The organism is Sphingobium sp. MP9-4, from assembly GCF_005281675.1.
In the GTDB taxonomy this organism is placed as follows: domain Bacteria; phylum Pseudomonadota; class Alphaproteobacteria; order Sphingomonadales; family Sphingomonadaceae; genus Sphingobium; species Sphingobium yanoikuyae.
The window spans coordinates 1-26,842 of record NZ_LUFI01000068.1; the positions used below are offsets into that span (position 1 = coordinate 1).

At 60.4% G+C, this 26,842-nt stretch carries 22 protein-coding genes; 8 read left to right on the top strand and 14 right to left on the bottom strand.

Annotated features, from left to right (window positions below):
• Positions 1 to 244: 244 nt before the first annotated feature.
• From A0U87_RS20515 to A0U87_RS20540, 6 genes are all read right to left on the bottom strand, one after another.
• A complete protein-coding gene (locus tag A0U87_RS20515) occupies positions 245 to 985 on the bottom strand; it encodes a dienelactone hydrolase family protein (RefSeq protein WP_122928113.1) in 741 nt (246 codons plus the stop codon).
• A gap of 195 nt (positions 986 to 1,180) precedes the next feature.
• A complete protein-coding gene (locus A0U87_RS20520; protein ID WP_137405933.1) occupies positions 1,181 to 4,000 on the bottom strand; it encodes a TonB-dependent receptor in 2,820 nt (939 codons plus the stop codon).
• A gap of 124 nt (positions 4,001 to 4,124) precedes the next feature.
• A complete protein-coding gene (locus A0U87_RS20525; RefSeq protein ID WP_240626834.1) occupies positions 4,125 to 5,633 on the bottom strand; it encodes a glycoside hydrolase family 32 protein in 1,509 nt (502 codons plus the stop codon).
• Positions 5,630 to 6,979, bottom strand: coding sequence for a sugar porter family MFS transporter (locus A0U87_RS20530; RefSeq protein ID WP_048939530.1), 1,350 nt, complete (start codon positions 6,977 to 6,979; stop codon positions 5,630 to 5,632). Before A0U87_RS20530 ends, A0U87_RS20525 begins: the two co-directional genes overlap by 4 nt.
• A gap of 31 nt (positions 6,980 to 7,010) precedes the next feature.
• Complete coding sequence (locus A0U87_RS20535; RefSeq protein ID WP_048939531.1) at positions 7,011 to 7,991, bottom strand: ROK family protein; 981 nt, start codon at positions 7,989 to 7,991, stop codon at positions 7,011 to 7,013.
• Positions 7,981 to 8,169 (bottom strand): hypothetical protein, encoded by a 189-nt coding sequence (locus A0U87_RS20540; protein WP_136186961.1) that lies wholly within the window; start codon positions 8,167 to 8,169, stop codon positions 7,981 to 7,983. The genes A0U87_RS20535 and A0U87_RS20540 overlap by 11 nt, the downstream gene beginning before the upstream one ends.
• Positions 8,170 to 8,680: 511 nt before the next feature.
• On the opposite strand from A0U87_RS20540, the gene A0U87_RS20545 reads away from it, so the two are divergent.
• Positions 8,681 to 9,832 carry an ROK family transcriptional regulator gene (locus tag A0U87_RS20545; RefSeq protein ID WP_048939532.1) on the top strand — a complete coding sequence of 384 codons (1,152 nt, stop codon included), beginning with the start codon at positions 8,681 to 8,683 and terminating at the stop codon, positions 9,830 to 9,832.
• A gap of 138 nt (positions 9,833 to 9,970) precedes the next feature.
• Here A0U87_RS20545 and A0U87_RS20550 read toward each other — a convergent pair whose 3' ends face one another.
• Genes A0U87_RS20550 through ptsP form a run of 4 tightly spaced genes read right to left on the bottom strand, consistent with a single transcriptional unit; the run spans position 9,971 to position 16,503 of the window.
• Positions 9,971 to 11,320: a carbohydrate porin gene (locus tag A0U87_RS20550; protein ID WP_234415600.1), complete on the bottom strand. Its 1,350-nt coding sequence runs from the start codon at positions 11,318 to 11,320 to the stop codon at positions 9,971 to 9,973.
• 37 nt (positions 11,321 to 11,357) lie between these two features.
• Entirely contained in the window at positions 11,358 to 13,058 is a 1,701-nt protein-coding gene (locus A0U87_RS20555; protein WP_048939533.1) for a fructose-specific PTS transporter subunit EIIC, read from the bottom strand.
• Entirely contained in the window at positions 13,055 to 14,005 is a 951-nt protein-coding gene (gene pfkB / locus A0U87_RS20560; RefSeq protein ID WP_170978442.1) for a 1-phosphofructokinase, read from the bottom strand. The genes A0U87_RS20555 and pfkB overlap by 4 nt, the downstream gene beginning before the upstream one ends.
• Positions 14,002 to 16,503 carry a phosphoenolpyruvate--protein phosphotransferase gene (ptsP, locus tag A0U87_RS20565; RefSeq protein WP_137405934.1) on the bottom strand — a complete coding sequence of 834 codons (2,502 nt, stop codon included), beginning with the start codon at positions 16,501 to 16,503 and terminating at the stop codon, positions 14,002 to 14,004. The genes pfkB and ptsP overlap by 4 nt, the downstream gene beginning before the upstream one ends.
• A 130-nt stretch (positions 16,504 to 16,633) precedes the next feature.
• Here ptsP and A0U87_RS20570 point away from each other — a divergent pair, with 130 nt between their 5' ends.
• The 4 genes from A0U87_RS20570 to A0U87_RS20585 all read left to right on the top strand — a co-directional run bounded on the left by A0U87_RS20570 (position 16,634) and on the right by A0U87_RS20585 (position 21,464).
• On the top strand, positions 16,634 to 17,641 hold the full coding sequence (locus A0U87_RS20570) for a LacI family DNA-binding transcriptional regulator (protein ID WP_048939536.1): 1,008 nt from the start codon (positions 16,634 to 16,636) through the stop codon (positions 17,639 to 17,641).
• A gap of 4 nt (positions 17,642 to 17,645) precedes the next feature.
• Entirely contained in the window at positions 17,646 to 18,485 is an 840-nt protein-coding gene (locus A0U87_RS20575) for a shikimate 5-dehydrogenase (RefSeq protein WP_097385642.1), read from the top strand.
• A 30-nt stretch (positions 18,486 to 18,515) separates the two neighbouring features.
• Entirely contained in the window at positions 18,516 to 19,511 is a 996-nt protein-coding gene (locus A0U87_RS20580) for a class 1 fructose-bisphosphatase (RefSeq protein WP_048939538.1), read from the top strand.
• Positions 19,512 to 19,847: 336 nt separating this feature from the next.
• The gene (locus A0U87_RS20585; RefSeq protein ID WP_137405935.1) at positions 19,848 to 21,464 is read left to right on the top strand and encodes a glycoside hydrolase family 32 protein; all 1,617 of its coding nucleotides are present in this window, start codon (positions 19,848 to 19,850) and stop codon (positions 21,462 to 21,464) included.
• Between the two features lie 161 nt (positions 21,465 to 21,625).
• Here the strand turns inward: A0U87_RS20585 and traA are convergent, their stop codons facing one another.
• Positions 21,626 to 24,529 (bottom strand): Ti-type conjugative transfer relaxase TraA, encoded by a 2,904-nt coding sequence (gene traA / locus A0U87_RS20590; RefSeq protein WP_137405936.1) that lies wholly within the window; start codon positions 24,527 to 24,529, stop codon positions 21,626 to 21,628.
• A gap of 171 nt (positions 24,530 to 24,700) precedes the next feature.
• On the opposite strand from traA, the gene A0U87_RS20595 reads away from it, so the two are divergent.
• Genes A0U87_RS20595 through A0U87_RS26305 form a run of 3 tightly spaced genes read left to right on the top strand, consistent with a single transcriptional unit; the run spans position 24,701 to position 25,451 of the window.
• Complete coding sequence (locus A0U87_RS20595) at positions 24,701 to 25,027, top strand: conjugal transfer protein TraD (RefSeq protein ID WP_137405937.1); 327 nt, start codon at positions 24,701 to 24,703, stop codon at positions 25,025 to 25,027.
• Positions 24,933 to 25,265 carry a conjugal transfer protein TraD gene (locus A0U87_RS20600; RefSeq protein WP_240700604.1) on the top strand — a complete coding sequence of 111 codons (333 nt, stop codon included), beginning with the start codon at positions 24,933 to 24,935 and terminating at the stop codon, positions 25,263 to 25,265. The genes A0U87_RS20595 and A0U87_RS20600 overlap by 95 nt, the downstream gene beginning before the upstream one ends.
• An 18-nt stretch (positions 25,266 to 25,283) precedes the next feature.
• On the top strand, positions 25,284 to 25,451 hold the full coding sequence (locus A0U87_RS26305) for a DUF6771 family protein (RefSeq protein ID WP_168708665.1): 168 nt from the start codon (positions 25,284 to 25,286) through the stop codon (positions 25,449 to 25,451).
• Positions 25,452 to 25,466: 15 nt separating this feature from the next.
• On the opposite strand, the gene A0U87_RS20605 is transcribed toward A0U87_RS26305, so the two are convergent.
• The 3 genes from A0U87_RS20605 to A0U87_RS20615 all read right to left on the bottom strand — a co-directional run.
• Positions 25,467 to 26,396 carry a HEPN domain-containing protein gene (locus A0U87_RS20605; RefSeq protein ID WP_137405938.1) on the bottom strand — a complete coding sequence of 310 codons (930 nt, stop codon included), beginning with the start codon at positions 26,394 to 26,396 and terminating at the stop codon, positions 25,467 to 25,469.
• A 60-nt stretch (positions 26,397 to 26,456) separates the two neighbouring features.
• Positions 26,457 to 26,705 (bottom strand): hypothetical protein, encoded by a 249-nt coding sequence (locus A0U87_RS20610; protein WP_072895669.1) that lies wholly within the window; start codon positions 26,703 to 26,705, stop codon positions 26,457 to 26,459.
• Positions 26,702 to 26,842 (bottom strand): zincin-like metallopeptidase domain-containing protein (locus tag A0U87_RS20615; RefSeq protein ID WP_240700605.1); only part of this gene is annotated, 141 nt, incomplete at its 5' end. The genes A0U87_RS20610 and A0U87_RS20615, both read right to left, overlap by 4 nt.

Here is a 26,842-nt window from a genome sequence, read left to right on the forward strand (position 1 = left end):
ACCGAGGCGGAGCGGATATATTCGGTCTGCTTGTAGAGTTTCTCCCCGCCATAGGCCCGAATGACATCGCCCAGCAGGCGTCCCAGATAACGGATGTCGGGATTCTGCGTGATCGCAGGCGCCTTGGAAAGGCCCGCGGAATTATCTTCAGTTCGGCGACGACCCACAGCTTTTTCTCAGCTCCTGAAATCTATTTGATGGCTAACATGAGAGCCGGCCCATGGCATTCAACGCGTATTCGTATTCACAAGGCTCGCTGGAATAGCGCGATCGATGCCAAGAGCGCGCGCACAGTCAGAGCAGGATCATAGCGAGGACCTTCATCGCGCATGAAAGCATGGGCGGCATTGAACTCCAGCCATTCATAGTTCGCCCCGACGGCCTCAAGCCGCGAGCGGATCCTTTCGCGCCCTTCAAATGGAATATGAGGATCCTGCCGTCCCCATATGAACAGCGTCTCAGCGCGTAGCTCGATCAACCTGGCAAATGTATCGTCGCTTCGTCCTTCCCCCAATGTTCCGCTATGGACGTCCGTTGGATAGAAACAGGCTGCAGCCTTCACTCGAGAATCCAATGCGGCACGCAAGGCCAGATGGCCCCCAAGGCATTTACCGATCGTGCCGACGTGTCCGGTCGACGACGGATGAGCAGTCAGGAAATCAAGACCCGCACGGGCATCTGCATCGAAGGCACCGACTGGCTTGAGAAACTTGAGCGCATTGCCTCTGTCGGTCCCTTCAGAATTATATGGCAGGACCGTGCCCGCCTTTTCATATTCATGATAGACTTCCGGAACGGCCACCAGGAACCCGTGTCCGGCTAAAAATGCAGCGATCCTTCTGATTGGTGCCGTGACCTGATATATTTCCGAAAAGAATAGTAGAGCAGGAAACCGCCCCTCTCGAGCAGGGCGAAAAAGATGGATGCGCATCAAGCCACCCATATCGGTCACAACATCTTCAACTTCGTCGCCGAGAATAATCATAATTCCCCATGAACTTGCTTCAGACTGCCACGTAGTCTTTTGTTGAAGACTGCGCATAGGCCGATTCAAAACCGCGTGGGATAGTCTTTGAATACGTCAACCTAATAGATCGGATGATGAATCGATTCCAGAAGTCCGCTCTCGTGGTTTTGAGGGTGAGACAAGTGCCTCACCCCCTACAACAATGCACCTGGATTACATTTTGAACCTGACACCCAGGCTGAAATAACGCCCCTCAACCCTAAGATCGCGGGGAAAATACTGAGTTTCGTTATAATAGCGATAATTGTTGAACGGCTTGCCCAGGATATTGCTCACATTGCCGACGATCGTAATTCCCTTGATCGCTTCATAGGAGGCGGAGAAATCGAGGCGCGAAATGCTGCGGGTAATTTCCCCGGCATATTGATCCTCGTTCGAGTTCCGGTTGTAGCTGTTGATGTAGCTCGAACGGTGATTGTAGGACAGACGCGCAGATACCGGTCCCTTCTCGTAGAATCCGGTCAGATTATAAGCCCATTTCGAAAGGCCGGTAATCCGTACCTGGCGAGCGCCTTCGCCCAGCACCGTTGGAAGTGCATTGGTGCCGTCGAGATAGGTGACGTTGGCCTGGACGCCAAAGCCGGACAGGAACCCTGGCAGGAAATCGAAGAAGGTCTGGAAGGACGCTTCGGCCCCTTTGATTTCGCCCTTACCGGCATTTTCCGGGCGGTTGATCTGGATACGGCCATAATCCGGGTCCATCACGTCCCGGGTGTAGTTGCTGATGAAGCCCTGGAGATCCCGGTAGAAGACCGCGAGTGTCGCCGACCCATTCTTGGAGAAATAATATTCGAGCGTCGCGTCATAATTTTTGGACGTCAGCGGCTTGAGGTTCGGATTACCGCCGTTGCCAAATGCGGCATATTGCGGCGGAGAGCCGTCAGGACCAGGGCTGTTACGGGTAATATTGAGGGATGGGTTGAGTTGGCCGAAACTCGGCCGCGTCCGGGTCTGGTTATAGGCCAGTCGCACCTGGAATTCGGGCGTCAATCGGATCCGGGTGTGGAACGAAGGCAGGACATCAAGATAGTTCTGGCGCGATACCTGCGGGACGATCTGGGATGTGCCATCAGAGCCGTTTACCCGTGAGAAGCCGGAATAGCGGCCATCGGTGTTGACGACGCGAACGCCGAATGTACCGTCGACAGCGACATCCCCAAGGTCAAACTCATATTTGCCCTGGCCGTACATGGCATAGCTTTTTTCCTTGGCAGTGAAGCCATTGAGCGGATCGAACGGTATTTCCTCGGTCGCGAACTTGGTCACGGCGTCGCGGATACCACCGTCATTGGGGAACATGATCGTCAATTGCTGCACAGACGCATAGGCCAGCTGCCGCAGCGCTTCCACATTGTCCCGGATGGAACCGCGGGTCGGTGCCAGCCAGTTCTGGAAGCGCTGCGGATCGCCGCGGAAGCCATCATTGATGAGTTCAAGCTCGCCTGTCGGCAGGCTCGCGAGCGGGAGACCCAGGCCAGCCGTGTAGGCGTAGCGGTTGTTATTCTGCATGAGCGCAGTGCGGTCGCTCGCCCGAATGCCGACCTGGATCTTGGGCAGCCAGTCAAAATCGGTATCGAGATCCAGGTCGAGCCGTCCCTGCACGCCATCACCCTTGGTGACGAAATGCCGCTGATAATAGCCGCGCCAGATATAGTTGGCGGGGTTCGTCTTGTCGAAGTCACCCAGATCGAAGATGGCCGAACCCTTGACGTCCCATTCAACATTGATCGTCGGCGCGCTGGCGAGCTGGCCGTCGACGCTGTCTTCGTCCGCCTCATACTTGCTGTAGGTGTAGGCGAAGTCGCCCGACAAGGTGGCCCGGTCGGTCTTCCATTTGAATCCCAGTGCCGCCTGATAGGTGTCGGTCTGGTCGTCCTGGGTGGAGCGGAAGAATTCGGGCACATAGCCGCCGGTCTTGGTGAAGCTTGCCGCCTTGAGGGGCTCGCCTTCGACCAGGACCACATTGCTCAGTGTCGGGGCGATGCCATCGATGCTGCGACGCTCGAAATTGACGTTGAAACCATCGCGAAGGACCTTGCCCCGATAGGCCTGCCAAAGGCCTTCCGCATAGATTTCCAGATCGGGGGTCGGTCGCCACTGGATCGCGCCATTTATCGCGGGCCGATGCCGAACGCCCTTCTCGTAGAAATTGCCGGCATTGGCAGGAAAGCGGAAATTGCACACGCCTGGCGTCGTAACGGTCATGTCATCGGCGGGGTCATCAGCACCAAAGCCCAGCGGGCTGATGATAGCGGAATCGGCATAACGATCGGCGTTGCGATAGGTCATCCGGACATAGCTGAAATTGACGAGCGCACCGATCTCGCCGATCGGCGTATCCCAGCGCTTGGTCAACAGGAGGTTGGCGGAAGGGTCGAAGGCCTTGGACTGGTCATTATAGGATCCGCGCACTTCGCCGGCAATTTGCGTGTCCTTGACGTCGAACGGCCGACGCGCACGCAAATTGATCAAGCCGGCAAGCCCTGGCTCGATGAGATCGGACGTGCCCGATTTGTAGACCTCCAAACCTGCGGCCACGCCAGCCGGGAAATCCTGCAGATGCAGTACACGATCATCAGCCGTGAAGAATTCCCGTCCGTTGAAGGTCGTGTTCACGTCCGGAAGTCCGCGGACAAGCACCACACCCGCCTCGTCATTATAGCGTAGCACCTGCACACCCACGACGCGCGAGATCGCTTCAGCCGCATTATTGTCAGGAAGCTTGCCGATATCCTCCGACACGATCGCATCGACAATCGCATCGGACTGGCGCTTCATGTCCTGCGCAGAGCCCAGCGCGGCACGATAACCCGTTACGACAATGTCTGGAACCGACGCGGAATCGATCGTCTCCTCGCCTTTCTTCTTTGCCGAAGCCGCGTTACCGCCTGCATTCTGCGCCATGGCCGGCGCAGCCAGCAGAAGCGATGCGAGCGACGTTGATCCAAGTAGTGCCACTGCCTTGAAATTCATGATTATCCTCCCTTTGTTTATTGCTATGCAGGCCGCGCGAAGCTGCGTTCCGACTGTCCATGCAGCGGAAATTCAAAATCATCCGATGGTGATCGAGCTGTTCAGCTCTCGTGTGGCGTGATCGTCAGCGGGACACCTCCGGCCTGATCGGCCATGCAGTGATATCCATGATTGCCGGTGCGCCGCGCGCAGAAGCGCTCCAGCGCAGGGTTCCTGAACCGCGAAAGAAGCGATCAGTGATCGTCTGCTCACCATCGTTGATGAACAGCTCGACGATCGATTCATCCACAAGCAGGCGAAGAGACACCCTGCCCTTACTCAGGTCAACCGGCGCCACATGACGGTTTGCAAACCCGTCGTGGAAATGTGGACCAGAGCGCGAACGATCGATGAAGACCTCGTTCACCGTCGGATTGACGCCGATCACCATCTGATAACCCTCGCCATCGGTCAGCGTGATCGCCACCTGCTCGCTTTGTCCCAATGAAAGATTGGCCTGAAGATCAATGGCACCACCCTCGACGGGGAGCGGAACGGGTTCTTCGCCCAGCGACAATTGACGCACGGCCTGTTTGCCGCCTCGCAACTGTTCCAGTTCCTGCACCGGCCGCTGCGTCAGCCGATAGCCCTCGGCGGTTTTCCTCAGGGAAATGCTGCGCGGTACAGTCATGATGCCGCGGGCGGGATAGGTGGGTATCGCCTCGGCATAACGCCAGTCATTGGCCCATCCGATCCAGATGCGGCGAGGGTCGTCCTTGGGAAGATCATTCCAGGCGACCGCCGCGTAGAAATCGGCGCCATAATCCGTCCAGACCGGTTCCCCGCCCCACCCTTCGACAGGCGTGAAGCGACGACCATCAAAGTCGCCCACGAAATATTGGCCGCCCGAACCGCCGCCCACAGCCTGGTCGCCCAGATTGACGCTGAGCACCCAGCGCTGCTCTCCGGGCTTTCCGCCTTCGACGGGAAGGAGATTGAGATCGGGGCATTCCCAATTTCGTCCCCGGCCGCCCGCCGGACCGAAACTGCTGGCAAAGGTCCATTGCCTGAGATTGGGTGACGTGAAGATGACGGCGCGGTTTTCGGTCGCCATGACAGCGACCATGACCCATGACTTTGTCGGTTCATGCCAGAAGATCTTGGGATCCCGAAATTCCGGAGATCCCACACTCAGCACCTCGCCATGTACGGTCCATGTTCGTCCGCGGTCATTGCTGTAGGCAAGATATTGGGACTGCAGCTTGGCTTTGGGATTATGACCGGTGTAGACCGCGATCATCGGCGGCTTACCGTCACGGCCCAGGCCACTGCTATTCTTCCAGTCGATCACTGCGCTGCCGGAAAACGCCATGACGTCGGCGGTCTCCGGGATGGCGACCGGCAATTCCTCCCAGGTCACAAGATCCCGGCTGACGGCATGACCCCAACTCATATGCCCCCAGCGGTCACCATGGGGATTATATTGATAGAAGAGATGATATTCGCCTTCGAAATAGACCAGACCGTTGGGGTCATTCATCCAGTTGCGCTTGGGCGCGAAATGATATGCCGGGCGAGGATCGGCTCGCTGCGCCTGGGTTGCGGCCGGAACCATCAGAGCTGTAGCGGTTATCAAGAAAAGCGTCCTGATCATGCCTGCGCACTCCCAAGGTCCATGTCTTCGAGCGCGACACCGTTGGTTTCGGGCATCGCCTTCCAGGTCCAGATGAACTGGAGCAGCATCATCGCGCCAAAGAAGGCAAAGACCCAACCACCGACCTGGGCTGCAAATACGGGAAAGGCCCAAGTGATCGCAGCAGCCATGACCCAATGGGTCGTGCTGCCAAGCGCCTGCCCCTTGCCGCGCACCGCGCTGGGAAAAACCTCGGAAATGAACACCCAGATGACAGCGCCTTGCGACACGGCAAAGGCGGCGATGAAACCCAACAGACCAACAAGGATCAACGTGCCGTCGGGATCAGAGCTTTCCAGCTGATAGCCCACGAGAAGCAGGGCTACGGCACATAGGATCGACCCGGTGTACAGGAGTGGCTTGCGACCGAAGCGATCGATCAGAAACAGCGCCAAGATGGTAAAAACCAGATTGGTGCCGCCAATGGCGATAGACTGCAGCAGCGCGCTGTCAGAGCCTGCACCGGCCAGTTCAAAGACACGCGGCGCGTAATAAAGCAGCGCGTTGATACCGGAGAGCTGGTTGAACATGGCAATTGCGATGGCGCAGGCGACCGGGCGAGCATAGGCGGCCTGAAACAGGCCCGGTGCGATGGATCGATCAAGACGGGCCTCGGCCTCCTGGATATGACGAAGTTCATCCGTCGGATCGAGAAATCCCAGCCTTTTCATGACGCCCAGCGCCTGCGGCGCCCGCCCATGAATCGCCAGCCAGCGCGGGCTTTCCGGCAATAGGAGACTAACGCCAAGAAACAGTGCTGATGGAAGGGTGACGATGCCGAACATCCACCGCCAGGCGGTCTCCGCAGGGGCGAGATTGGCGATCAGGTAATTGGATAGAAAGGCAATCAAAATGCCCATCACGATGTTGAGCTGGTTCAGCGCAACCAACCGCCCTCTGAAACGCGCTGGAGAGACTTCGGCAATATAGATCGGTGTAACCACCGAGGCAGCGCCGATTGCCAGACCTCCAAGGAACCGAAAGGCCAGGAGCGTGCCCCAGCTGCCCGCTAGCCCCGTGCCGAGCGACGACACAACGTAGCAGATCGCGACCGCAAGCATGACCGCGCGCCGACCGAACCGATCAGCCGGCGCGCCCGCCACCAGCGAGCCGAGTACGGTACCGATAAGAGCGGATGCAACCGTAAAGCCCAGCATGCCATCGCTCAGGCCAAACCGCGCCTGCAGCGCCGAGGTCGTGCCAGAAATCACGGCAGTATCAAAACCAAACAATAGGCCACCAAGCGCCGCGCCCGCTGCGCTCAGGACGATTGCACCTGTCACCCGAGCGTCGCTCGGCGCTGCCATCCTGTGAGCCGCGTGATCCGATAGGGAGGGACTATGCAAGTGCAGCTCCTGAGAGAGAGGATTGATTGGAAGATGACGGAAGTTTGACAGACCAGTGCATCGGCCACTGGCGTGTCGCGGTCCGATAGGCGAGCGCGAGCGCGCCGGTCAGTCCCGCCGATGCACCCGCCGTGGGCGCTGCGATATAGTCGTCCATTTCGAGGGCGCGCATACTGGCGTCATAGCCGGCAAGTTTACCGATCAGAGCGCGCCGGACGCGCTGGTACATGCCGGGAGATTCCATGACGCCACCGCCGATGATGATACGGTCGGGTCGCACGATGTAGGTCAATGTCGCGCACAGTCCGGCAAGATAGTCCGCTTCAATCTCCCAGCCAGGATGATCTGGGGGAAGTTGCTCAGCTGGAACACCCCAGCGGGCGCGCATTGCTGGGCCGCAAGCCAGACCTTCAAGGCAATCGCCATGAAAAGGACAAATGCCCGCAAAAAGCTCATCGCCAGCAGCACGCGGCAGTCGGATATGCCCCGCCTCGGGATGATTGGCACCGCCATGGGGCGCACCGTCGATCAGCAGCCCCACGCCAATGCCGGTCCCAACCGTCACATAACAGAAGGTGTCGAGACCCTGCCCGCTGCCGAACAGCTTTTCGCCGACGGCCGCACAGTTGACATCGGTATCGAGCGCCATCGGCGCATCGATCGTCCGGGCAAAATGACCAAGCAGGTCGACATCCTGCCATCCCGCCTTGGGCGTCGATGTGATCGAGCCATAATCCTGCGCGACTGGATTGAGAGATAGGGGACCAAAGCTGCCGATCGAAAAAGCGGACAACCGTCCCAGGTCCAGTTCGGCCTGCTCGAAGAAAGCGCTGGCCTCGCCCAGCGTATCTGCAGGGATTATAGTGGCGATCCGTTGCTGCCGGATGATGCGCCCATTGCGGTCGGCAATGCCGCAGAGGAATTTCGTCCCCCCCGCTTCGATACCGCCCAGAAGAAGATTGTCATTCTGCATGTTTTACTCGCACGACAAGCTGTTCCGCACCCAACAGGGCCGAGGAGGAAGCTTTAAGGAGGAAGAATTGACTGCGAGCGTGGCGCGCCGCCTGCTCCACACACGACCAGAAGCAGGACACCTTCGAGGCGCCATGCAATCTGCGGAACAAATTATGTGGATCGGCCTTCACGATCATCCTCTTCCCTGTTCTGCAGCACGTATTCGTGCTTGCAAGCCGCCCTTGCGACTCCATTAAATCTACAAATGTGATTTAGTCTGTCAATCACATTCTTTGCGATTGTGAGAGGGCCCGTACATCCCAAAAAAATGGGGGAGGATCTGGGCTGAAAGCCCCTCTTCTCCCCCCTTACATTTCCAGCGTGCAGTCTGGAAACTGGGCACTTCCCGTCCGGTTTGGACGAGCTTTGTCGGGTTGGTCAGGCGCTCGCAATCGAAGAAAGGAGAGGTTCTCAGCCGCTGCGCGCCCGCAGGTCCGAATGAAGCCAAGTGACAAGGAACTATGCTGCCCGCTCTGCCATAGTCTCAAGTTCGAATCCGCTACCTGACAGACTAGATCTATCAATGTGATTTAGTCTGTCAAGCGGCTCTTGCCGTCACTCGCCCTTGCCAATTGCAGCAATGCTGTTCCAAAACTACCGCCCCTATCGCGCATCATCTTGCTGCCGGTAAAATGAGCGGAGTCGAAGGTGAATAAGCGTGGCAGCAATGCGGTGGGCGTGCGGCGGTATAATGAGCGCCTCATTCTCGCGACGATACGACGGCTCAACGGTGCCTCCAAAGCCGACCTTTCCCGGATAACCGGCCTCTCACCGCAGGCAGCTGTCCGAATTGTCGAAAGCCTTGCTGAGGAAGGGCGACTGATAAAGGCCGGAAAGCGCACAGGAGGCATGGGACAGCCATCGATTATCTACCGGATCAACGGAGGCAGTGGTTGCACCATCGGAGCTGAAATCGGCCGCGACCGGCTGGTTTGCACCATGCTCGATTTTGATGGCCGCATCATCGCCTGCGAAAGCACGACCACATCCTATCCCAGCCCCACCAGTGCTGTGGAGCATATCCAACGCTTTGCGCAAAAACATATGCCGCAGCTGAGGGAAGAACAGCGCGAAGGCTTTCTGGGTTTCGGCATCGCTATGCCCTGGTTCATCGGCGAATGGCGCGAAGAGGCGGGCATCGCGGCTCAGCAGGCCGCTGCCTGGGCAGCACCAGAGCTCGAAGAGTTTTTCCAGAAGGAATTGGATGGCCCGGTCATCTTCGAAAATGACGGCAATGCAGGCGCTCTTGCCGAACTCATGTCGGGATCAGCCGCAGGTCTGACCAATTTCCTCTATGTCCATATCGGAAGTTTCGTTGGCGGTGGCCTTATCCTGAATGGAGAGATCAAGCGCGGCAAAAACGGCAATGCTGGGGCTCTTGCCTCAATGCCAATTCCTCAAGGCACCAGCACGGACTTCCTGCTACACGCCGCCTCCCTGTACCAGATGATAACCAGCGGGCAGGACGAACATAATCCGGCTTGGGAAGCTTGGCTGAAACGCTGCGCTGAGGCGCTGGCATTCGTAATTATTAGCGCGAACAGTCTCCTAGACCTTGATGCCGTGGTCATCGGGGGCGGACTATCACATGCCCAGCTACGCACCCTTTCAGAACGCGTCAAAAATACTATCCAAAAGACCGCCCCCCGCGATTTTTTCTGTCCAGAGCTGAAGATTGGCGAGAATGGGGAAAAGGCTCCTGCGATGGGCGCTGGCCTGCTTCCGCTATTCTCTACCTACGCACCAAACCTGATTTCCTTGCTCAAAGTCGATGCCGTCGCCTCCTTGACGGAAGTATAATCCTCAATTCGTCTAAACCAGATGTTCTCATCTTTGGAATTGCAAAGCCGCGCCCGTCACATTCCAATTTAGCCTATCGGCGGCTAAAGCACACGATCAGAAAAATGATGATTGCAGTTCAATGCAATCATTATGGCATTAGCGGAACAATAGTTGCATCGCATCTACGGTGAATTTGAACCCCAGGATGAAGGCATTCCGGATGTTCCGCGTGCGATCGGGGGCCCTGGTCTGGTCAGGATGCAGAATATATTGCAGGTTGGGCGACAGACGGATTGCCGGGTTGACCTGAAATCCATAGGCCAGCTCCATCATATATTGATGGCGACGAATATCGGCGCGCCCGCCCGCCGCAACCCGCGCGGCGCTCATCCGCTGCATCGCCAAGTCGCTGAAACGCTGATCGTTGATGGCGAAGCCGATCGTGTCCTGATCGCGCCCGGCGAAGGTGCCGGTCTGCACGATCCCCATGCCAAGATAACGGCTTTCCTCGACCTGGCCGGACAGGTTGGTCATCGCCACGCCAAAGATGCTCAGCCCCCGCGGCGAGGCGGGATCGGGACGGGTCAACTGCTGATCGAAGCGGGCATAGAGGCCCGACCGCCCATTCCGCGTCGCCGCCGGCCGCCCGGTCAAAATTGCGATGCCACCCTGATCATCCCGCAGCGGATCGGCATAGTCGCCACGATCAAACCAACCGCCCAGAATATAATGGCTCGGCAGCCGATCATCGGCGGAATCCCGGCTAAAGCTTAATTCCCAGGGTATGATCACCCCGGTCGCATTCTTCGTGCTGAAATTGAAACCATGGTCGCTTGCGCGCTTGCGGTCCGGGTTCACTTCGTAAACGCCGGTATGCAGCATGATCTGCGGCGTCACATGCAGCTTGGCATGGGCCATCCAACTGGATGCCGGGAAATAAGTGAAATTGCTGTTCTTGAAGACGAAGGTCGGGTTGCCGCAGGCCGAATTGGTCTGAAAATGGCAATAGAGCGGCGAGTTGAGGAAATGGATATTCGCCTGGCTGCGCCCAACCTCGATATCCAGTCGCCCGTCCAGGAAGCTCTGCTGCCAGGTCAATATCGCGAGATGGGTATTCTGGGTGCCATAGATTTCCTGCACTGACGTATTATTGCCGATCGCCATGGCGGCCAGATTCTTGCCATGGCGATTGGTGACGGCAAAATGAAGCGTCGCGCCATCGATCCCGATCATCCGGTCAAGATCTAGATCGGCGCCGACATAGACCTGCCCGGCATGGGCCGCGTCGCGGCGAAGCCCGCCCGAGACATTGGTCGCCGCCTCGCCGGTATAGCTGAGCGACAATGTCACCCCCTTCCCTGCCAGCGGTTGCCATTGGGCCGGCGCGTCCGATTGGACCGATGGCGGATCGACATCGGCAACCGCCTGATCCTGTGCCAGCGCGACGGGCGCGGTACAGGCCATGGCGCCGGCCATGCAGGCGGCACCCATCTTCCTGAAATACATGAATAGCCTCTCCGATTATCGTGACGCGTTCGGGGCGTCAGGCCTTGATTTTTGCTATGGGACGCTTGACCAGCCCGACCAGCAGCGCGCTCACCAGCGTGCCGGCCAGAATGGCCAGCGCATAGACGCCGACATGGGTGACCGCGCCGGGGATCGGCAGCACGAACAGCCCACCATGCGGCACCTTTAGCTCCACGCCCATCGCCATGGAGATGGCCCCGGTCACAGCCGAACCGGCCATCAGCGCCGGAATGACCCGCAGCGGATCGCGCGCGGCAAAGGGGATTGCCCCTTCGGTGATGAATGCCAGGCCGAGGACCGCGGCGGCCGCGCCGGCTTCGCGCTCTTCAGGCGTGAAGCGATTGCGGAACAGTCGAGTGGCGAGCGCAACGGCGAGCGGTGGCGTCATGCCAGCTGCCATGGTGGCCGCCATCGGTGTATAGACCTGACTGGCGATCAGGCCGACCGAGAAGGCATAGCCCGCCTTGTTGACCGGCCCGCCCATGTCGAATGCCGACATCGCGCCCAGGATCAAGCCCAGCATCAGCGCACTCGACCCCTGCATGCTGCGCAGCCAATCGGTCAGGAAAGCCAGCGCAGCGGCAACCGGCGTGCCCACGGCATAGAGCATCAGCAGACCGGTCAGCAGCGTGCCGAGCAGCGGCAGGATGAGGACCGGCTTCAATCCCTGCAAATTCTTGGGCAGCTGAATCTGGCGATTGAGCCAGTCGACGCCATAGCCCGCGATGAAGCCGGCGACGATGCCGCCGAGGAAGCCCGCGCCCAGATTGGCGGCCAGCATGCCGCCGATCATGCCCGGTGCAATGCCGGGGCGGTCCGCAACCGAATAGGCGATATAGCCCGCCAGCGCCGGCACCATCAGCACGAATCCGCCCTTGGCGCCGATTTCGAACAGGGCATAGGCCAACGTGCCCTTCGCTGCCGCATCATTGGCGTGAATACCGCCCAGCGCGAAGGCGAGCGCGATCAGCAGGCCACCCGCCACCACGAAGGGCAGCATGAAGGACACGCCGGTCATCAGATGCTTATAGGGACCGGCGCGCTTCGCGCCCGATGTCGCGGCGGCAGAGTCGGCCGGTTGCGATGCGCTCCCCTCGCCACCCTGTATGGTCGCTTCCGCCAGCGCCCGCTCGATCAGCTTCGCGCCACCGGTGATGGCGGGCTTGGTATTGCCGGCGAAGACGCGCTTGCCGGCAAAGCGGCTGCGATCGACCTCTCGATCGGCGGCGATCAGCACGATGTCGGCGGCAGCGATTTCCTCGGCCGTCAGCGCGTTGCCCGCGCCGACCGACCCCTGCGTCTCGACCCGAATGGCATAGCCAAGCTGGCGCGCGCCTTCGGTCAGCCCCTCGGCCGCCATGAAGGTATGGGCGATGCCGGTCGGGCAGGAGGTGATGGCGACGATGCGCGGCACGGCGCTCGACACGCCCGCTACCTTGCCCCCGTGCAGCGCGGCGACGGGATCGGCCAGAACCGCCTCCAGCGTCAGGCGGCGATGCGGGCGGTTTTCCGACGGGGCGTCGGCGCCTTCCGGTGCGATCAGCAGCAGATCGCCGTCCGCGTCGCCCGGCAAGGGATTGACGATCCCCTGTGCGGTCCGCAATTCGATTTCGATGGCCTGGCCACTGGCCTTTGCGGCCTTGCGCAGCGCTTCGCCGACCAGGACGCCGGCGACACCGGCTTCGCCGGCATCCACCACCGCGAAAATCCTGCTCATTGCGTCTCTCCCATCAGAATATCCGTCTCCACGCTGGCCGCCAGGGCTTCGATCTCGTCCCTTGTCGGCAGATGCGGTCCGGCACGGCCCAGCTTGCCGACGGCAAAGGCGGTGGATAGACGCGCGATACGATCCAGCCCCGCGCCTTCGATCAGGGCGGCGGCCAGACCGGCAACCATGGCATCGCCTGCACCGACCGTGCTTTCCACGCCGTGCGCGGTCAGGCGCGCGCGCAGCATTTCCGAGCCGGTCAGGAACAGTGCGCCCTGCGCGCCCATCGACACGGCGATCAGGTCGACACCCCGGTCCAGCAAACCGCGCGCGACGTCGGCGATCTGATGCGGCGCATCGACCGGACCATCATGCCATTCGGCCAGTTCATGCAGATTGGGTTTCAGGATGGTTGGCAGAACCGGGCCGGCGAGTGCATGGCGAAACGCCGGGCCGCTGCTGTCGAGCAGGACGAGAGCGCCCCGCGCCCGCAGCATGGCGGTAAGGGAGGCATAGATATCGGTCGGACAGCCGGGCGGCAGGCTGCCCGAGAGGATGACGAGATCGCCGGCCCCAACCTGTTCATCCAGCGCCGCAATGACGGCATCGATGCGCGCTTCGGTTGCCGGGGCGCCATTCATGTTGATGTCGGTCGTGCCATGGACATCGACCAGCTTCAGATTGACGCGCGTGCTACCGCCATGGCGCTGGCAGCGGTCGATGATCGACTTTTCGGCAAAAAGCGCATCGAAGGGCGCCGCATTGGCGCCGCCCAACAGGCCCATGACGGTGACGGGCACATCCCAGTCGGCCAGGCAACTGGCTGCGTTGATCCCCTTGCCGCCGGCATCCTGCCGCACGGAACGCGCGCGATGCACCTCCCCGGGAACGAGACGGTCGAGCATGACCGTCTGGTCGATCGCCGGATTGAGCGTGACGGTGAAGACGGCCATCATGCCCCATCCCCATCCAGCGCGCGCACATCGGCGGCGCTTGTCGCGTCGAGCGCACGAGCGGCGAGCCCCTGAAGATCGCCAAGGCTGCTGGCGCGGAGCCGTGCCTTTACGGCAGGAATGTCGCGCGGGGTCATGGACAATTCATGGACCCCGAGGCCCGCCAGCAACGCCGCGCCGAACGGATCGCCGGCAATGCCGCCGCACACGCCGACCCAGCGGTCATGCCGGCGCGCGCCCTCCACGGTCATGGCGATCAGGCGCAGAACGGCCGGGTGCAGGCTGTCGGCCTCGCTCGCCAGTTCCGGATTCTGACGGTCGATGGCGAGTGCATATTGCGTCAGGTCATTGGTTCCGATCGAGAAGAAGTCCGCGTGCTCCGCCAGCGCATGGGCCTGAACAGCGGCGGCGGGGACTTCGATCATGATGCCGATGGGAACGGCCGGTGCAGCCAGTTCCGCCCGGATCGCTTCACAACGTTCCCGCAGGATCACCAGTTCGGCCGCGGATGTGATCATCGGGAACATGATCGACAGATCGCCGCCCAGCTTCGCCGCGCGATACAGGGCGCGGAGTTGCGGTTCCAGCAGGTCGGGCCGACGCAGCAACAGGCGAGCGCCACGCACCCCGAGGAAGGGATTCTCCTCCTTCGGCAGGTCGAGATGCGGCACCTGTTTGTCGCCGCCAATGTCCAGCGCACGGACGATCAGCGGCCGATCACCCAGCGCGTCGATCATCCCGCGATAAATGGCGCATTGTTCCTCCTCGCTCGGGCTGTCGCCGCGTTCGAGGAACAGGAATTCGGTGCGCATCAGCCCGACCCCCTCGCCGCCCTGTGCCATCGCGAAGGCCACCTGATCCGGGCGGTTCACATTGGCGCCGATCGCCAGATCATGTCCGTCGCTGGTCCGTGCCGGCAGAGCGCGCTCCGCCTCTTCGGCGGCGCGTCGCGCCGCGATCTCCTCGATCCAGGCGCGGGCGGAGGCAATGTCCTGCGCCGAGGGATCGAGCCAGATACGGCCGCTATCGCCATCGACGATGGCGGTCGTGCCGGCCGCCTGCGTCAGCAGATCGGCCCCGCCTGCCACGACCGACGGCAGGCCGAGCGTACGTGCCAGGATCGCGCTGTGCGACGTCGGCCCACCCAATGCGGTGGCGATACCCGCCACGCGGCGCGTGTCGAGCGTCGCCGTATCCGATGGCGACAGGTCCGTCGCCACCAGCACACAGGGCTGATCGGGCAGGTCGGCCAATGTCCCTGCGCTGAGCGCCGGATCAATCTGGGCTAGCACGCGCCGGCCGACATCGTGCAAATCGGCGGCGCGTGCAGCCAGCACCGGATTACCCAGTGCCGAAAGCTGTCCTGCCATGCGATCGATCGCCTGATGCCAGGACCAGGCGACGCCATGGCCCTCCACCATCAACTGACAGGTAAGCGTGATAAGGTCAGTATCGTCCAGCAACCCGGCCTGCGCCGCGAAGATCGCGGCATCCCCCGCACCCAGACGGCGGGTGGTGTCATCGACCAGCGCCTTCATCTGCGCCCGGGTGCGCACCAGCGCATCGTTCAGCAGCGCGCCGCCCGCGACCAGATCGACCGGCTGGTCGGGCACGTCCAGTACCGCCGAGGCCAGGATGTGGACGGGACCAATGGCGAGGCCGGGGCTGGCGGCGACCCCGGCGATCATCGCGGGATTGCCGGCCGGTTTCCAGCCGCGCACCGGCGCCTTCGCCTTTTCGGCGGCACGGGCGGCATCGGCGTTCTCACGAACCGTGAGGTTGGTGACGGTCCGCATGAACTGGTCCAGCGTGTTCCTGTCGCTCGCCGAAATGGTGACGCGTTCGCCTGCCTTCAGCCCCAGTTGCAGCAGCGAGACGATACTGCGCGGATCGGCCATGTCTCCGTCGTGGCGGATGCGTATGGGCGTAGCCAGGCTCTTGGCTGCTTCCGCCCAGGCTGAGGCGGGCCGGGCATGCAGACCAGCAGGATAGTCGACCGTCCATTCGATCCGTTCGGCCAGATCCTCGGCAGCAGGCCGGGCCTCGCTGGGGTTGGCGTCTTCATGGAGGGCAGCGGCAATAGCCGCCGGATCGTCGGTGGCGAGAAGGGCCGCCAGGCGCGCCTCATCCTGAATCAGGCGGGTGAGGCGGCGCAGGATCGCGATATGACTGTCGGAACTGGCGGCGATACCGACAATGAGATGGGCCCGCTGCCCGGGATTCCACTCAATCCCTTCGCGCAGTTGCAGGACCACGATCCCGTCGTGGCGCACCAGCCCTTTGTCCTCACCCAGGCCATGGGGAATGGCGACGCCCGACCCCAGATAGGTGTTTGCCACCGCCTCCCGCCGAACCATGCTCTGTTCATAGCCGGGCGAAACGCAGCCAGCGGCGACCAATATCTGGCCGGCCTGGAGGATGGCGGCCTCCTTGTCGGACGCCTGCGCATCGATGCGGATCAGATCTTCATGGCGAAGCACACTTAGGGGGTCGGCAGTCATGGCTCTTCAGTATCCTCTCTCCTCTCAAGAAAACGTTTTCTCATGATTCTGTCAATACACTTGCATTTACCCCCTGCGATCGGCCATATCTCGGGCAGAATTAAGAGAGGATGAGGAAAACGATTTTCCCATGACGGTCGGAATCAAGGACGTAGCGCGAGTGGCCGAAGTATCGCCTGCCACCGTCTCCCGGGTACTTTCGGGGCGTGCGGTTGATCCAGCCATGCGCGACAGGGTGCTCGCAGCGGTCAGGACAACAGGCTACCGGCCCAACCTCGCGGCCCGTCGGCTCCGTTCGCGCCACAGCAACACGATCGGCCTCATCGTTGCAGATATCCGTAACCCCTTTTTCACGGCAGTGTCTCGCACGGTCGAGGATATCGCCTATGAACGCGGCCTGCGGGTTATATTGTGCAATACGGATGAAGATCCCGCCAAAGAGGCGATGTATCTCCAGTTGATGCAGGAGGAACGGGTGACAGGGGTGATCCTGGCACCCACTCGGCAAGGCGCCAAGAAGGCATCGCAGACAAAGGCAGAGCATCCCATCATCCTGATCGATCGCGTAGCAGCGACGACCACGGACTGCGTCGTGCTCGACAATGATGCGATGGCTCGCACACTGGTTGCCCATCTGCATGCGCAAGGGTTCAGATCCATTGCCGGCCTGTTCGGCGCAGCCAGCACCACGGGTGCCGAACGACGCGCCGGGTTTGAGCAGGCAGCCCAAATGATCGGCATCCTTACGCGATCCCTGTCTGTGCCGCATGGAGAGGGTGAAGCGGAGAGGCTGGTCAGCGCTCTCCTGCAAACGCCTGATCGGCCCGAAGCGATCATTGCGAGCAATGGCCTGATGCTGATGTCGGTATTGCGAGCCGCACATGCGCTGGGCCTGAGCGTTCCCGGCGACTTCGCATTGGCTGGGTTCGACAATGACAGCTGGACGGAATTTGCAGCTGATGGACTGAGCGTTATCGAACAACCCGTGGAGGAGATCGGGCGCACCGCCATGGCCATGCTGCTCGACCGTCTCGACCATCCGAACGCCGCCGCTCGTAAGGTGGTTCTGAGCGGGCGTCTCATCATCCGCGGATCTACGATCCGTCGTGAAAAATCAGCAAACCAGAATGGGGTATGAGGATATGAAACCGCCAATCGGCAGGGACACCAGATTGTGCATGTCGCTGTCAGGTCGCCCTGGTAACGCCGGATCCCGCTTCCACAATTGCCTCTATGAGATTCTGGGGCTGGACTATGTCTATAAAAGTTTCAGTACACAGGATCTGGCAGCTGCGATCGGCGGCATCCGCGCGTTGAATGTGCGCGGCTGCGCCATTTCCATGCCGTTCAAGGAAGCGGTCATTCCTCTGATCGATGATCTTGAAAGCTCAGCCCGTGCAATCGACAGCGTCAACACCATCGTCAATGATGATGGCCGGCTGACTGGCTACAACACTGATTATGTTGCGGTTCGCCAGCTTCTCGAGAAGCGCATCGAAAAACCGGTACCTTTTCTACTCCGAGGAAGTGGTGGAATGGCGAAAGCCGTCGCGGCCGCGCTTAGAGATGCTGGCTTCGCCAACGGCACGATCATCGCGCGCAACAAAATGGCCGGGCAGGCGATCGCAGACCAATATGGCTTTTGCTGGCAGGCTGATCTACCGCCGGATAGCGCACCACTGCTGATTAATGTCACGCCATTGGGTATGGAGGGCAAGGACCGAGACGCCTTGGCGTTCCGCGCAGAGCAGATCGCGGCCTGCAGCACCGCTTTCGACGTCGTTGCCCAACCGGTCGACACCCCTTTCGTCCGCGCAGCCAGAGCTGCTCGAAAGAGCGTGATTTCCGGCGGAGAGGTCATCGTCCTGCAAGCGGTGGAGCAATTTATTCTTTACACGGGCGTGAGCCCCGGCGCCGACGATATCTATGAAGCAGCGCGATATGCCCACGGCGCAGACGTCGCTGCACGAATAGCTGATTAAGCCCCCTCCCCCTCAATGCAAAGGCCTACCATGCAAGCCATCTCCCTCAGCCGTTTCCTGATCGAGCAGCAACGCCAGGCCCAGGCTTTGCCAGGAGAATTGCGCCTGCTCATCGAAACGGTCGCACGCGCCTGCAAGACGATCAGTCACGCGGTATCCAAGGGCGCACTGGGTGAAGTTCTTGGTAGCCTGGGCAGCGAGAATGTTCAGGGAGAGGTTCAGAAAAAGCTCGATGTCATTGCCAACGAGCTATTGCTCGATGCCAATGAATGGGGTGGCCATCTGGCAGCCATGGCTTCCGAGGAGATGGAGACCCTCTACCCTATCCCCAACCGCTATCCCAAAGGCGAATATCTGCTGCTGTTCGATCCGATCGACGGCTCAAGCAACATTGATGTCGACCTGAGCGTCGGAACGATCTTCTCCGTACTCAAGGCACCCGAAAATGCTTCAGGGCGCGAGGTAACAGAGCAGGACTTTCTGCAAGCCGGCATACATCAGGTCGCAGCCGGCTATGCCATATATGGACCACAAACGCTGCTGGTTCTGACAATTGGATCTGGCGTCTATGAATTCACTCTCGATCGTGAAATCGGCTCATGGCGGATGACCGACGGCCCCATGCAGATGCCCAAGGGCAATCGCGAATTTGCCATAAACATGGCGCGTCGCCGCCAATGGTCGCCGCAAATCATACGCTATGTCGACGAACGAATTCAGGGGGCGGAAGGGCCTTTGGGCAAGGACTATAACATGCGCTGGACGGCCTCGATGGTGGCCGATGTACACCGCATCCTGAAAAGAGGGGGTATCTTCCTTTACCCTAAAGATGCCCGCCCGGATGGTACGGCCAGACTACGTCTGATGTACGAGGCAAATCCGATGGCCTTTCTGGTAGAGCAGGCAGGCGGCGCAGCCATCGACGGCGAACAGCGACTGATGGAAGTCCTGCCGTCAAAACTTCATCAGCGCATTGGGGTGATTCTGGGTGACAAGGAGGAAGTCACATCACTGCTGAGGGACTGAACACCCAAAAACAAAAAGGCGCCTCTCCGCTTAATATACGTAATTTCAAAAAGTTAAATCAAAAAAAAGCGTCAACCATCGAATCCTGCCAGCGATCTTGACGCAACTAAATCACATATATAGATTTAGTTGCGTCGATCATGGAAAGCATGACGCCGCACAGGATGGAGAGGGTGATGAAGGTGCATTCCGTCAGACGCAGTTATCTGACCGGCACGCAGATATCGCGAGCCTCTCCCTCCACCTGAATGCAATCAAAACATCGTTGCAATGCACCACGAGCGTGCATGCCAACGACAATCAAAAAACAAAAAAGTTTGAGAGAGGAGTAGGCCGGTGGCGATTACCCCCTTTTATTCACGCAGACAAACATTGGAAATGCTCGCCGCCTTTCCAATGCTTTCATCCTGCGGCAGCGAAGCAGAACCTGCAATTGGCGCAATGCCTGTATCGAGTGGAACCCCCGATCCTACTGGTTTACCAACGGCAACCCCGATTAGCGAACGACCACGATATCATATCGCGGCCCCGGCAGGAGGCTGGATCAACGACCCACAGCGCCCTGTGCGAATGGGAGATCGCTGGACAATTTGGGCGCTCTTCAATCCAACCTATCCCACCGATGGCACTGAATGGCGCCGCTGGACCTCAACAGACCTCGTCACTTGGCAGGATCAAGGTATATCGATCCCACGCCGCACAACATCCTTTGGAGACATCTGGACCGGGAGCGCGGTTGTCGATGTCACCAATACTGCCGGATTCGGCCCCGGCGCACTGATCGCGCTCGTTACAATGCCCGCAGACAATGCCGCCGGGCAAAACCAGTCCTGCGCACTCTGGTACTCTCTTGATGAGGGTGCCAGCTTCACCTTTCACGACATCGTGCTACCCAATTTCCCAGGCAACAGGCAGTTTCGCGACCCCACGGTTTTCTGGCATGAGACCAGCGGCAATTGGATTATGACGCTGTCAGAGGAAGGCAAGATCGGCATCTACACTTCGCCAGATCTCAAGCACTGGACTTATTCCAGCGGTTTTCTGTCAACGGTCGTCGGTGGCGTGATGGAATGCTCGCATCTCTTCAAACTGCATCTATACAATCCAGATGGCACAACTTCGGCAGATAAATGGGTTTTGCTGGTAGGCGGAGATGGGACGGCTTCCGGCTTCACGGGTGGAACCTGGTATTGGGTAGGCGAATTCGATGGCACGACCTTCACGGCCAGCGCTCCCGACGGCCAATGGCTAGATGGCGGAGCTGATTTTTACGCGGCCGTTATATGGAATGACCCTCAAGCTGCCGATCCCATTGCTTGTGCATACTCAATGGGATGGATGAACAACTGGGCATATGCAAACCAACTACCAGCAACCCACGATTATCGAGGTCAACTCAGCATTGTTCGCGAATTGCGCTTACGACTGATCAACAATGCACCGCGGCTTTCTAGCACCCCTCTGCCAGCACAGAACAAGATATTCGCGCTTACTGCCCAGGGCTCTGATCAGACGATTGCAGATGGTTATGATTATATCTGGCCCGACAATGCTAGAATGGTTGCGGGGCGGATCGACCTCACGCTCAACCGGATCGGATCGGCTTGGCCATCAATAGTGTGGCTATCCGTCCGCGGAGGTTCCGGTTACTCCACTCAGATCTGCTTTGAGCTAGGTAATAATAGGGCATTTATCAGACGCGTGACCAGTGGCCCTGAAGCGCCTGACAGCGAGGCGTGGCGCCTAGATCGAAGTCTGCCATGCGATTTTTCGGAAGGTGTAGTAGACGTTAGCTTATTTATCGACATTTCGTCCGTAGAATTATTTGTAAACAATGGAGAAGCTACGCTATCTCAGCTTATCAACGCGCGCATAGCCGACACGTCTTTGAATCTAACGACTGTACACGGCAGTGTGCTGGTATCAAAAGTTTCAATATCAAGTTACATCTAGCGGCATACATCATCGAACAATTACGTACCGACGTCAGCATATGGAATTTCATGTGAACATAAGCTAACCAATAACTGCTTCTTCCGTCAGTTTGCTCCGCGCCACCTTAAGATGAATCGTCATCATCCTGATGGCGTGGCTTGTCCGGGCACGATCAGGTCCTAAAGCCCAAGGCCACGGCCTAGCGAGCGTCCGAGATGCCGCTGGAGATCCTGCGACAGCGATTGGCCGCTTTGGGAGGACAGACCGAGCTCTTTGGTGCGATTGCGCAGCAGCGACTCCAGCTGAGGATCGCGCTCCAGCCCCTTGGCCATGCCCGCCATCGCCTCACGCACCTTCCCGCTTGCGCTATGGTCGCCACTGCGGCTGAGCGCCTGACGCTGGCTGTCGCTGCTTTGCCAATCGGCAATGAAGCGGTCTGCCCGCTGCTGGCCAGCGACACGCATGTCCCGCTCCACCTGCATCTGCCTGATGGCATTGCCGCTATGCCCGGTGGCCGCTTCATGGATGAGCCCGCGGTCCTTGCCAAAGGCAGCGCTCAGATCCTGCGATGCCTGGGGGCGCAGCGCATCGAGCGCGTCGCGCGCCCGCTGGGCAGCCTGTTGCTGCTCGATCAGCGGCTCATAGCCCTGGGCGCGCATGGCCTGCTCTTGCTGCAAGGCCTTGGCATAGTCCTGAACCGCCTTGTCGAACGAGGGCATGGCCGGTCGCTGGTCCAGCGGCGCGGCATTGAGCTTCAGCCCGGCGAAGATACTGCGCTTTGGCTGAAGCGAGGGCTCGGCCTGGGGTTGGACCTGATGCGGTGGCTGGGGCTGGGCCTGCTGCGGTGGCTGTGGCTCGGGTTGGGGCTGGGCCAGGCTCGCCGGCTCCGGCGCGCGCCCATAGTCCGATGCCATATCCTTGCCACGCTCACGCTCGAGCGTGCGCACGAGCTTTCCCTGATTGGCAAAGTCATCCTTGCCATAATGAAGATTGACGGTTTCGCGGTGACGCGAGAGCGCGACATAGCTGGCATGGCGATCGAGCCCTGGGGTTGCCAGCACATGCACCTTGTCCACCGTCATGCCCTGCGCCTTGTGGATGGTGGCGGCATAGCCATGATCGATATGGGCATAATGTTTGGTGTCGAACCGCACGTCGCGCCCATCATCGAGCGATACCCGCATATGCGCCTTGTCGACATGGGCGATGGTGCCGAGCGTTCCGTTCTTCACCCCAAGGCTGCGCTCATTCTTGAGGAACATGATCCTGTCTCCGTCGGCAAAGCTTCGCGCGCCGCGCTCGACGGTGAGGCTGACATCCCTGCCCAGTTCCCCTGACCGCTGCAGTTGCTCGCGCGCCGCCTGGTTGAGGCTGCGCACTTCGTCATTGGTGTGGGTAAGGATGATGCGGCTGGCTTGTGGGTCGGCGATGCGATCGCGATCCCACCGCTCGATCAGGTCACCCCGCGCATCCTCGCGCGTCTCGGCGGCATGGACATGGCCATGGTCGCCATAGGCGGTGATCGCCTCATGGGTGCGACCGGTCGCCAGCGCCCTGGTCGCCTCGCGCTGCCAGTCGTGCGCCTGCCGGCGGATCGAGCTGATCTCGACGCTGCCATGGCGCTCGGCAATAGCGCGGAACGAGGCGCCGGCCTCGATCGCCTGCAGCTGCTGGGGATCGCCGACCAGCACGACCTTGGCACCATGCGCCTGCGCCTCCTCAAACACTCTCTCCATCTGCCGCGTGCCGATCATCCCGGCCTCGTCGATCACCAGGATCGACCTGTCGGTCAGCCTCTCGCGATCCTGCGCCCATTGATGCTCCAGGCTGGCGATCGTGCGCGAGGCTATGCCCGACCCGCTTTCCAGATTTTCCGCAGCGATGCCCGAGAGCGCCGCGCCGCGCACATCATAGCCGGCCCGCTCCCATGCATCGCGCGCCACGCCCAGCATCGCGCTCTTGCCGGTGCCGGCATAGCCAATGACATTGCTCAGCCCCTTGGCGCTATTCACATGCTCGAGCGCGCCGCGCTGTTCGGCCGAGAGGTCGAGCCCGCCTGCGCTGGCCCGTGCCAGCGCGCGTTCGACATGGCGATCGGCAAGCCCGTGATGGCGCCGCGCGTCGAGCGTGGCGGTGGCCTTTTCGAGCCGCTGTTCGGTCTCCAGCATCGCGCGGGAGGTGAACCGCGCCTCCCCTCGCCCATCCTTGCCCAGCGCCACCAGATCGGGCGAGGCTTTGACCGCCGCCATCACCCGATCAAATTGCTCCTTCCCCTCGCTATGGCGGTGAACGAACATGGCAAGATCACGAGTGGTGAAGGTCGCCTGGTTATGGGTGATGCCATCGAGCGCAATGCCCGGATTGGTGAGGATCTTCTCGCCATTGGAGCGGGCGATCTCATGATGCTCTTCGATCCGCTCGCTGGCCTGGCCCGCTTCCCCCATGCGCGCCGCAGCCGGGCCGATCTTGTGCTGGGGCTCCAGATCAATGCCCTGGGCTTCCAGGCTGCGATGATCGATGCGTGCATCGATATCTAGAGCAGCCAGGCGCTCGTTCACATGCTCCGCCCAGGCCTCGCGCCAATGGCTGAGAAGCTGCGTGCTGTTCCAGTCGCGCACCTTGGCGCCAAATCCCTCTGGCGTCACTTCGCGCAAGGTCAGCATCACATGGGCATGGGGCTTGGCCAGTCCATCGGCGCCGATATCCCAATGGACATTGAGATCGGCGACCATGCCGACATCGACGAACTCGCGTTGGACGAAGTCGCGGGCAAGGGCGATGCCCTCAGCCTGCGACATTTCTCGGGGGATGGCGAACTCCACTTCACGCGCCAGCTGCGCGTCCTTGCGGATCTCGGCGGCCTCGACATCATTCCACAGCTGCTCGCGATCGCGCCATTGCTCTGGCGCGCCATCGGGCAGCATCACTTCGCTGTGGACGACGCCGGCCTTGTTGGAGAAGTCATGATCGCGCCCGAACAGCATATCGAACAGCGAGGAGCCTGAGCGATAGGCGGCCGAGGCGACCGCCGAGCGGCCGGCGGCGCGCGAGATGACTTTGACCGAGAGATGGTAGATCGCCATGACGGCCCACCATTTACACCTAAAGCAGCACGTCGGCACGACGTATAAGCGCGCCCTCAAAAGATTTCATCAGTTTCGGGATGACGAGATCCCAGGAAATTCCAGCGCATTGTGACTGATCGAGACGGTCGATAACGCCGGGGTCTGACACCAACAGCGAGGCCATATTCCATGCGCAGACCACGGGACTATGACGCAGAGCTCAAGGCTCTCACCGACAAGGCACGACAACTTAAAGCCCGCAAGCAGAGCCAGCTGGGCGAACTGGTGATGGCGACCGGGGCCGATGGGCTCAGCGCCGAGGAACTGGCCGGCGCATTGCTTGCCGCTGCCAGCACAACCGAAGCACCAAGGCGGGAGGCGTGGCGCAAACGGGGAGCCGCCTTCTTTTCAGGGCAGCGGCATGATGCTGGGTCAGGCGCTGGCGACAAGCCGGGCAGCGCTGCGCCGGGTGAAGGTCGCGCGCCATCGCCTGCAGCTGAGCCAGGCGCGGCATGATCGGCGGGACTGGCAGATGAAGCGGCGCGAGCGCACCCGGCATTTGATTGAGCTCGGCGGTCTGGTCGTGAAGGCTGAGTTGGTCACGCTCACCGATGATGATCGCGCGGTAATGCTCGGGCTGCTTGGAGAAGCGGCGGCAAAACTGCGAACGGAAGAGCGCGAAAAGCTGCTTTTGCTCTGGCGCCGGCGGGGCCAGCGCATGTTCGCGACCGATGCATTGCCTGATCGGCCATGACAGCGCATAGGCGAAGGTATGAGTGAACAGATGCAAGCCGCCATTCTCGCCGTGATCGAGCGCGCGCCGCAGTGGATCAGGCAGGATCTGGCATCCAAGGATCCGGCGGCCCGCACCCGTGCGGAAGAGTCGCTGGCGATGATCATTGCCGACGCCATCAGAAAGCAGAGCGAACAGCCTGAATGATCAGGCCCTAAATGATCAGGCGGGGACGCCGGCAGTCCGCTTGAGTTCGGCGATGCGCTCGGCGCAGACTTCATGCACGACGCGGCCCAGTTCCTCGACCTGTTTGCCCAACCAGCTCAGCTCCGCTTCGCTGATCTTGTAATGCTTGGAATAGCGGGCCTTCACATAGGCTTCCTTGAGCTTCTCGAACCGCGCCCGATCGATATGTCGCTCACTTGGCCAGACATAGGCCAGCCGCCGATCGATCCGCTCGGCCTGGGTGCGCAAGAAGCCAAGGTTATGCACGTGCGGCGTATAGAAGGTGCAGACCAACAAGACGCAGTGGTAGAGGCTCTCCGCTGATTGATGCAGTAGGAAGGCGGCTTCCTTAGTGAAGCCCTGGTCGGTCGCATCTTTTGAGAGTTTGAATTTCCGCAGGGATGCCGGAAACCACTCGTCGGAATATTCCTGCGCCATGGCCAGCGCCTTGTCGGGCGTCTTGGGCTTTGGCGTGTGCAGTTCCTTGTCGTCGCTCTCGTAAAGCGCGATGCCATCCTTCGCCACGTCCATGAAGAAATAGCGGCCATGGGCGAGGCCATCATTCACTTCCTGGAGGGTGTGGACGATGAAATTGACCGGGGTCTTGAGCGTGGCGGTGATGCCATATTCGCGCATCAGCCGCTCATCGACCCCAAGCCAATATTTGACGCGATCGGTCAGCCGCTGGTCGTTGACGATGATCAGGAGATCATAGTCGGACTTGTAGCCCTTGGCGGTGTGCGGCTCATCAACCCAACCGCCACGGGCGTAGCTGCCATAGAGGATGATCTTCTGGATGCGGCCCTTCTTGCGCCAAGCCTGGGTGGCGAGCGCCAGCCCGTCCTCAAATTCCTCGAAGATGATCTGCACGACGCGCGCCAGTTCGCGCTGCTTGTCGGCGGGAAGATGATCGAGATCGTTACGCATGGCATAGCCACCCTGTCGGACCGATCGCCCGATGGCAAGCCATCGGGCGCGGCGGGTTGATCATAGACGATGGGAAAGCCGTCGCCACCAGGGCTCGGGCTCGTACAAGGTCCGCAGGAATATGCGCAGTGCTGCGGCAAATTCGGCCTCGGCCTGCTCGGCGCTGATGCCGTGCCGCTGCGCAAGCTGGGCATAGCTAAGATCCTCCATACGGATATCGAAGAAGATGGTGCGCTGAAGTGCGGTCATGCGGCGGAGCGACCGGCGCCCGCGCCGCAGAAAGACGCGCAGGGGAAGCTTGTCGGTCATGCCGCTGTCCCTTCCATGCCCAGCAGATAATCGGCCGCCTTGCTGGCCGCGCTTGCCGCCTTGAAGATCGCCCGCTCATCCTCGCGCAGGACGGCAAGCCAGGAGCCGATATAGTCGCTATGCCGGACGGTGGGCAC

Coding starts and splice junctions, on each gene's coding strand:
- A0U87_RS20570 (WP_048939536.1), top strand. CDS start 16,634: ATGACGGTCGGAATCAAGGACGTAGCGCGAGTGGCCGAAGTATCGCCT.
- A0U87_RS20555 (WP_048939533.1), bottom strand. CDS start 13,058: ATGAGCAGGATTTTCGCGGTGGTGGATGCCGGCGAAGCCGGTGTCGCC.
- A0U87_RS20610 (WP_072895669.1), bottom strand. CDS start 26,705: ATGACCGACAAGCTTCCCCTGCGCGTCTTTCTGCGGCGCGGGCGCCGG.
- A0U87_RS20575 (WP_097385642.1), top strand. CDS start 17,646: ATGAAACCGCCAATCGGCAGGGACACCAGATTGTGCATGTCGCTGTCA.
- pfkB (WP_170978442.1), bottom strand. CDS start 14,005: ATGATGGCCGTCTTCACCGTCACGCTCAATCCGGCGATCGACCAGACG.
- A0U87_RS20550 (WP_234415600.1), bottom strand. CDS start 11,320: ATGTATTTCAGGAAGATGGGTGCCGCCTGCATGGCCGGCGCCATGGCC.
- A0U87_RS20525 (WP_240626834.1), bottom strand. CDS start 5,633: ATGATCAGGACGCTTTTCTTGATAACCGCTACAGCTCTGATGGTTCCG.
- A0U87_RS20595 (WP_137405937.1), top strand. CDS start 24,701: ATGCGCAGACCACGGGACTATGACGCAGAGCTCAAGGCTCTCACCGAC.
- A0U87_RS20520 (WP_137405933.1), bottom strand. CDS start 4,000: ATGAATTTCAAGGCAGTGGCACTACTTGGATCAACGTCGCTCGCATCG.
- A0U87_RS20605 (WP_137405938.1), bottom strand. CDS start 26,396: ATGCGTAACGATCTCGATCATCTTCCCGCCGACAAGCAGCGCGAACTG.
- ptsP (WP_137405934.1), bottom strand. CDS start 16,503: ATGACTGCCGACCCCCTAAGTGTGCTTCGCCATGAAGATCTGATCCGC.
- A0U87_RS20515 (WP_122928113.1), bottom strand. CDS start 985: ATGATTATTCTCGGCGACGAAGTTGAAGATGTTGTGACCGATATGGGT.
- A0U87_RS20600 (WP_240700604.1), top strand. CDS start 24,933: ATGATGCTGGGTCAGGCGCTGGCGACAAGCCGGGCAGCGCTGCGCCGG.
- A0U87_RS20580 (WP_048939538.1), top strand. CDS start 18,516: ATGCAAGCCATCTCCCTCAGCCGTTTCCTGATCGAGCAGCAACGCCAG.
- A0U87_RS20535 (WP_048939531.1), bottom strand. CDS start 7,991: ATGCAGAATGACAATCTTCTTCTGGGCGGTATCGAAGCGGGGGGGACG.
- A0U87_RS20530 (WP_048939530.1), bottom strand. CDS start 6,979: ATGGCAGCGCCGAGCGACGCTCGGGTGACAGGTGCAATCGTCCTGAGC.
- A0U87_RS20540 (WP_136186961.1), bottom strand. CDS start 8,169: ATGATCGTGAAGGCCGATCCACATAATTTGTTCCGCAGATTGCATGGC.
- traA (WP_137405936.1), bottom strand. CDS start 24,529: ATGGCGATCTACCATCTCTCGGTCAAAGTCATCTCGCGCGCCGCCGGC.
- A0U87_RS26305 (WP_168708665.1), top strand. CDS start 25,284: ATGAGTGAACAGATGCAAGCCGCCATTCTCGCCGTGATCGAGCGCGCG.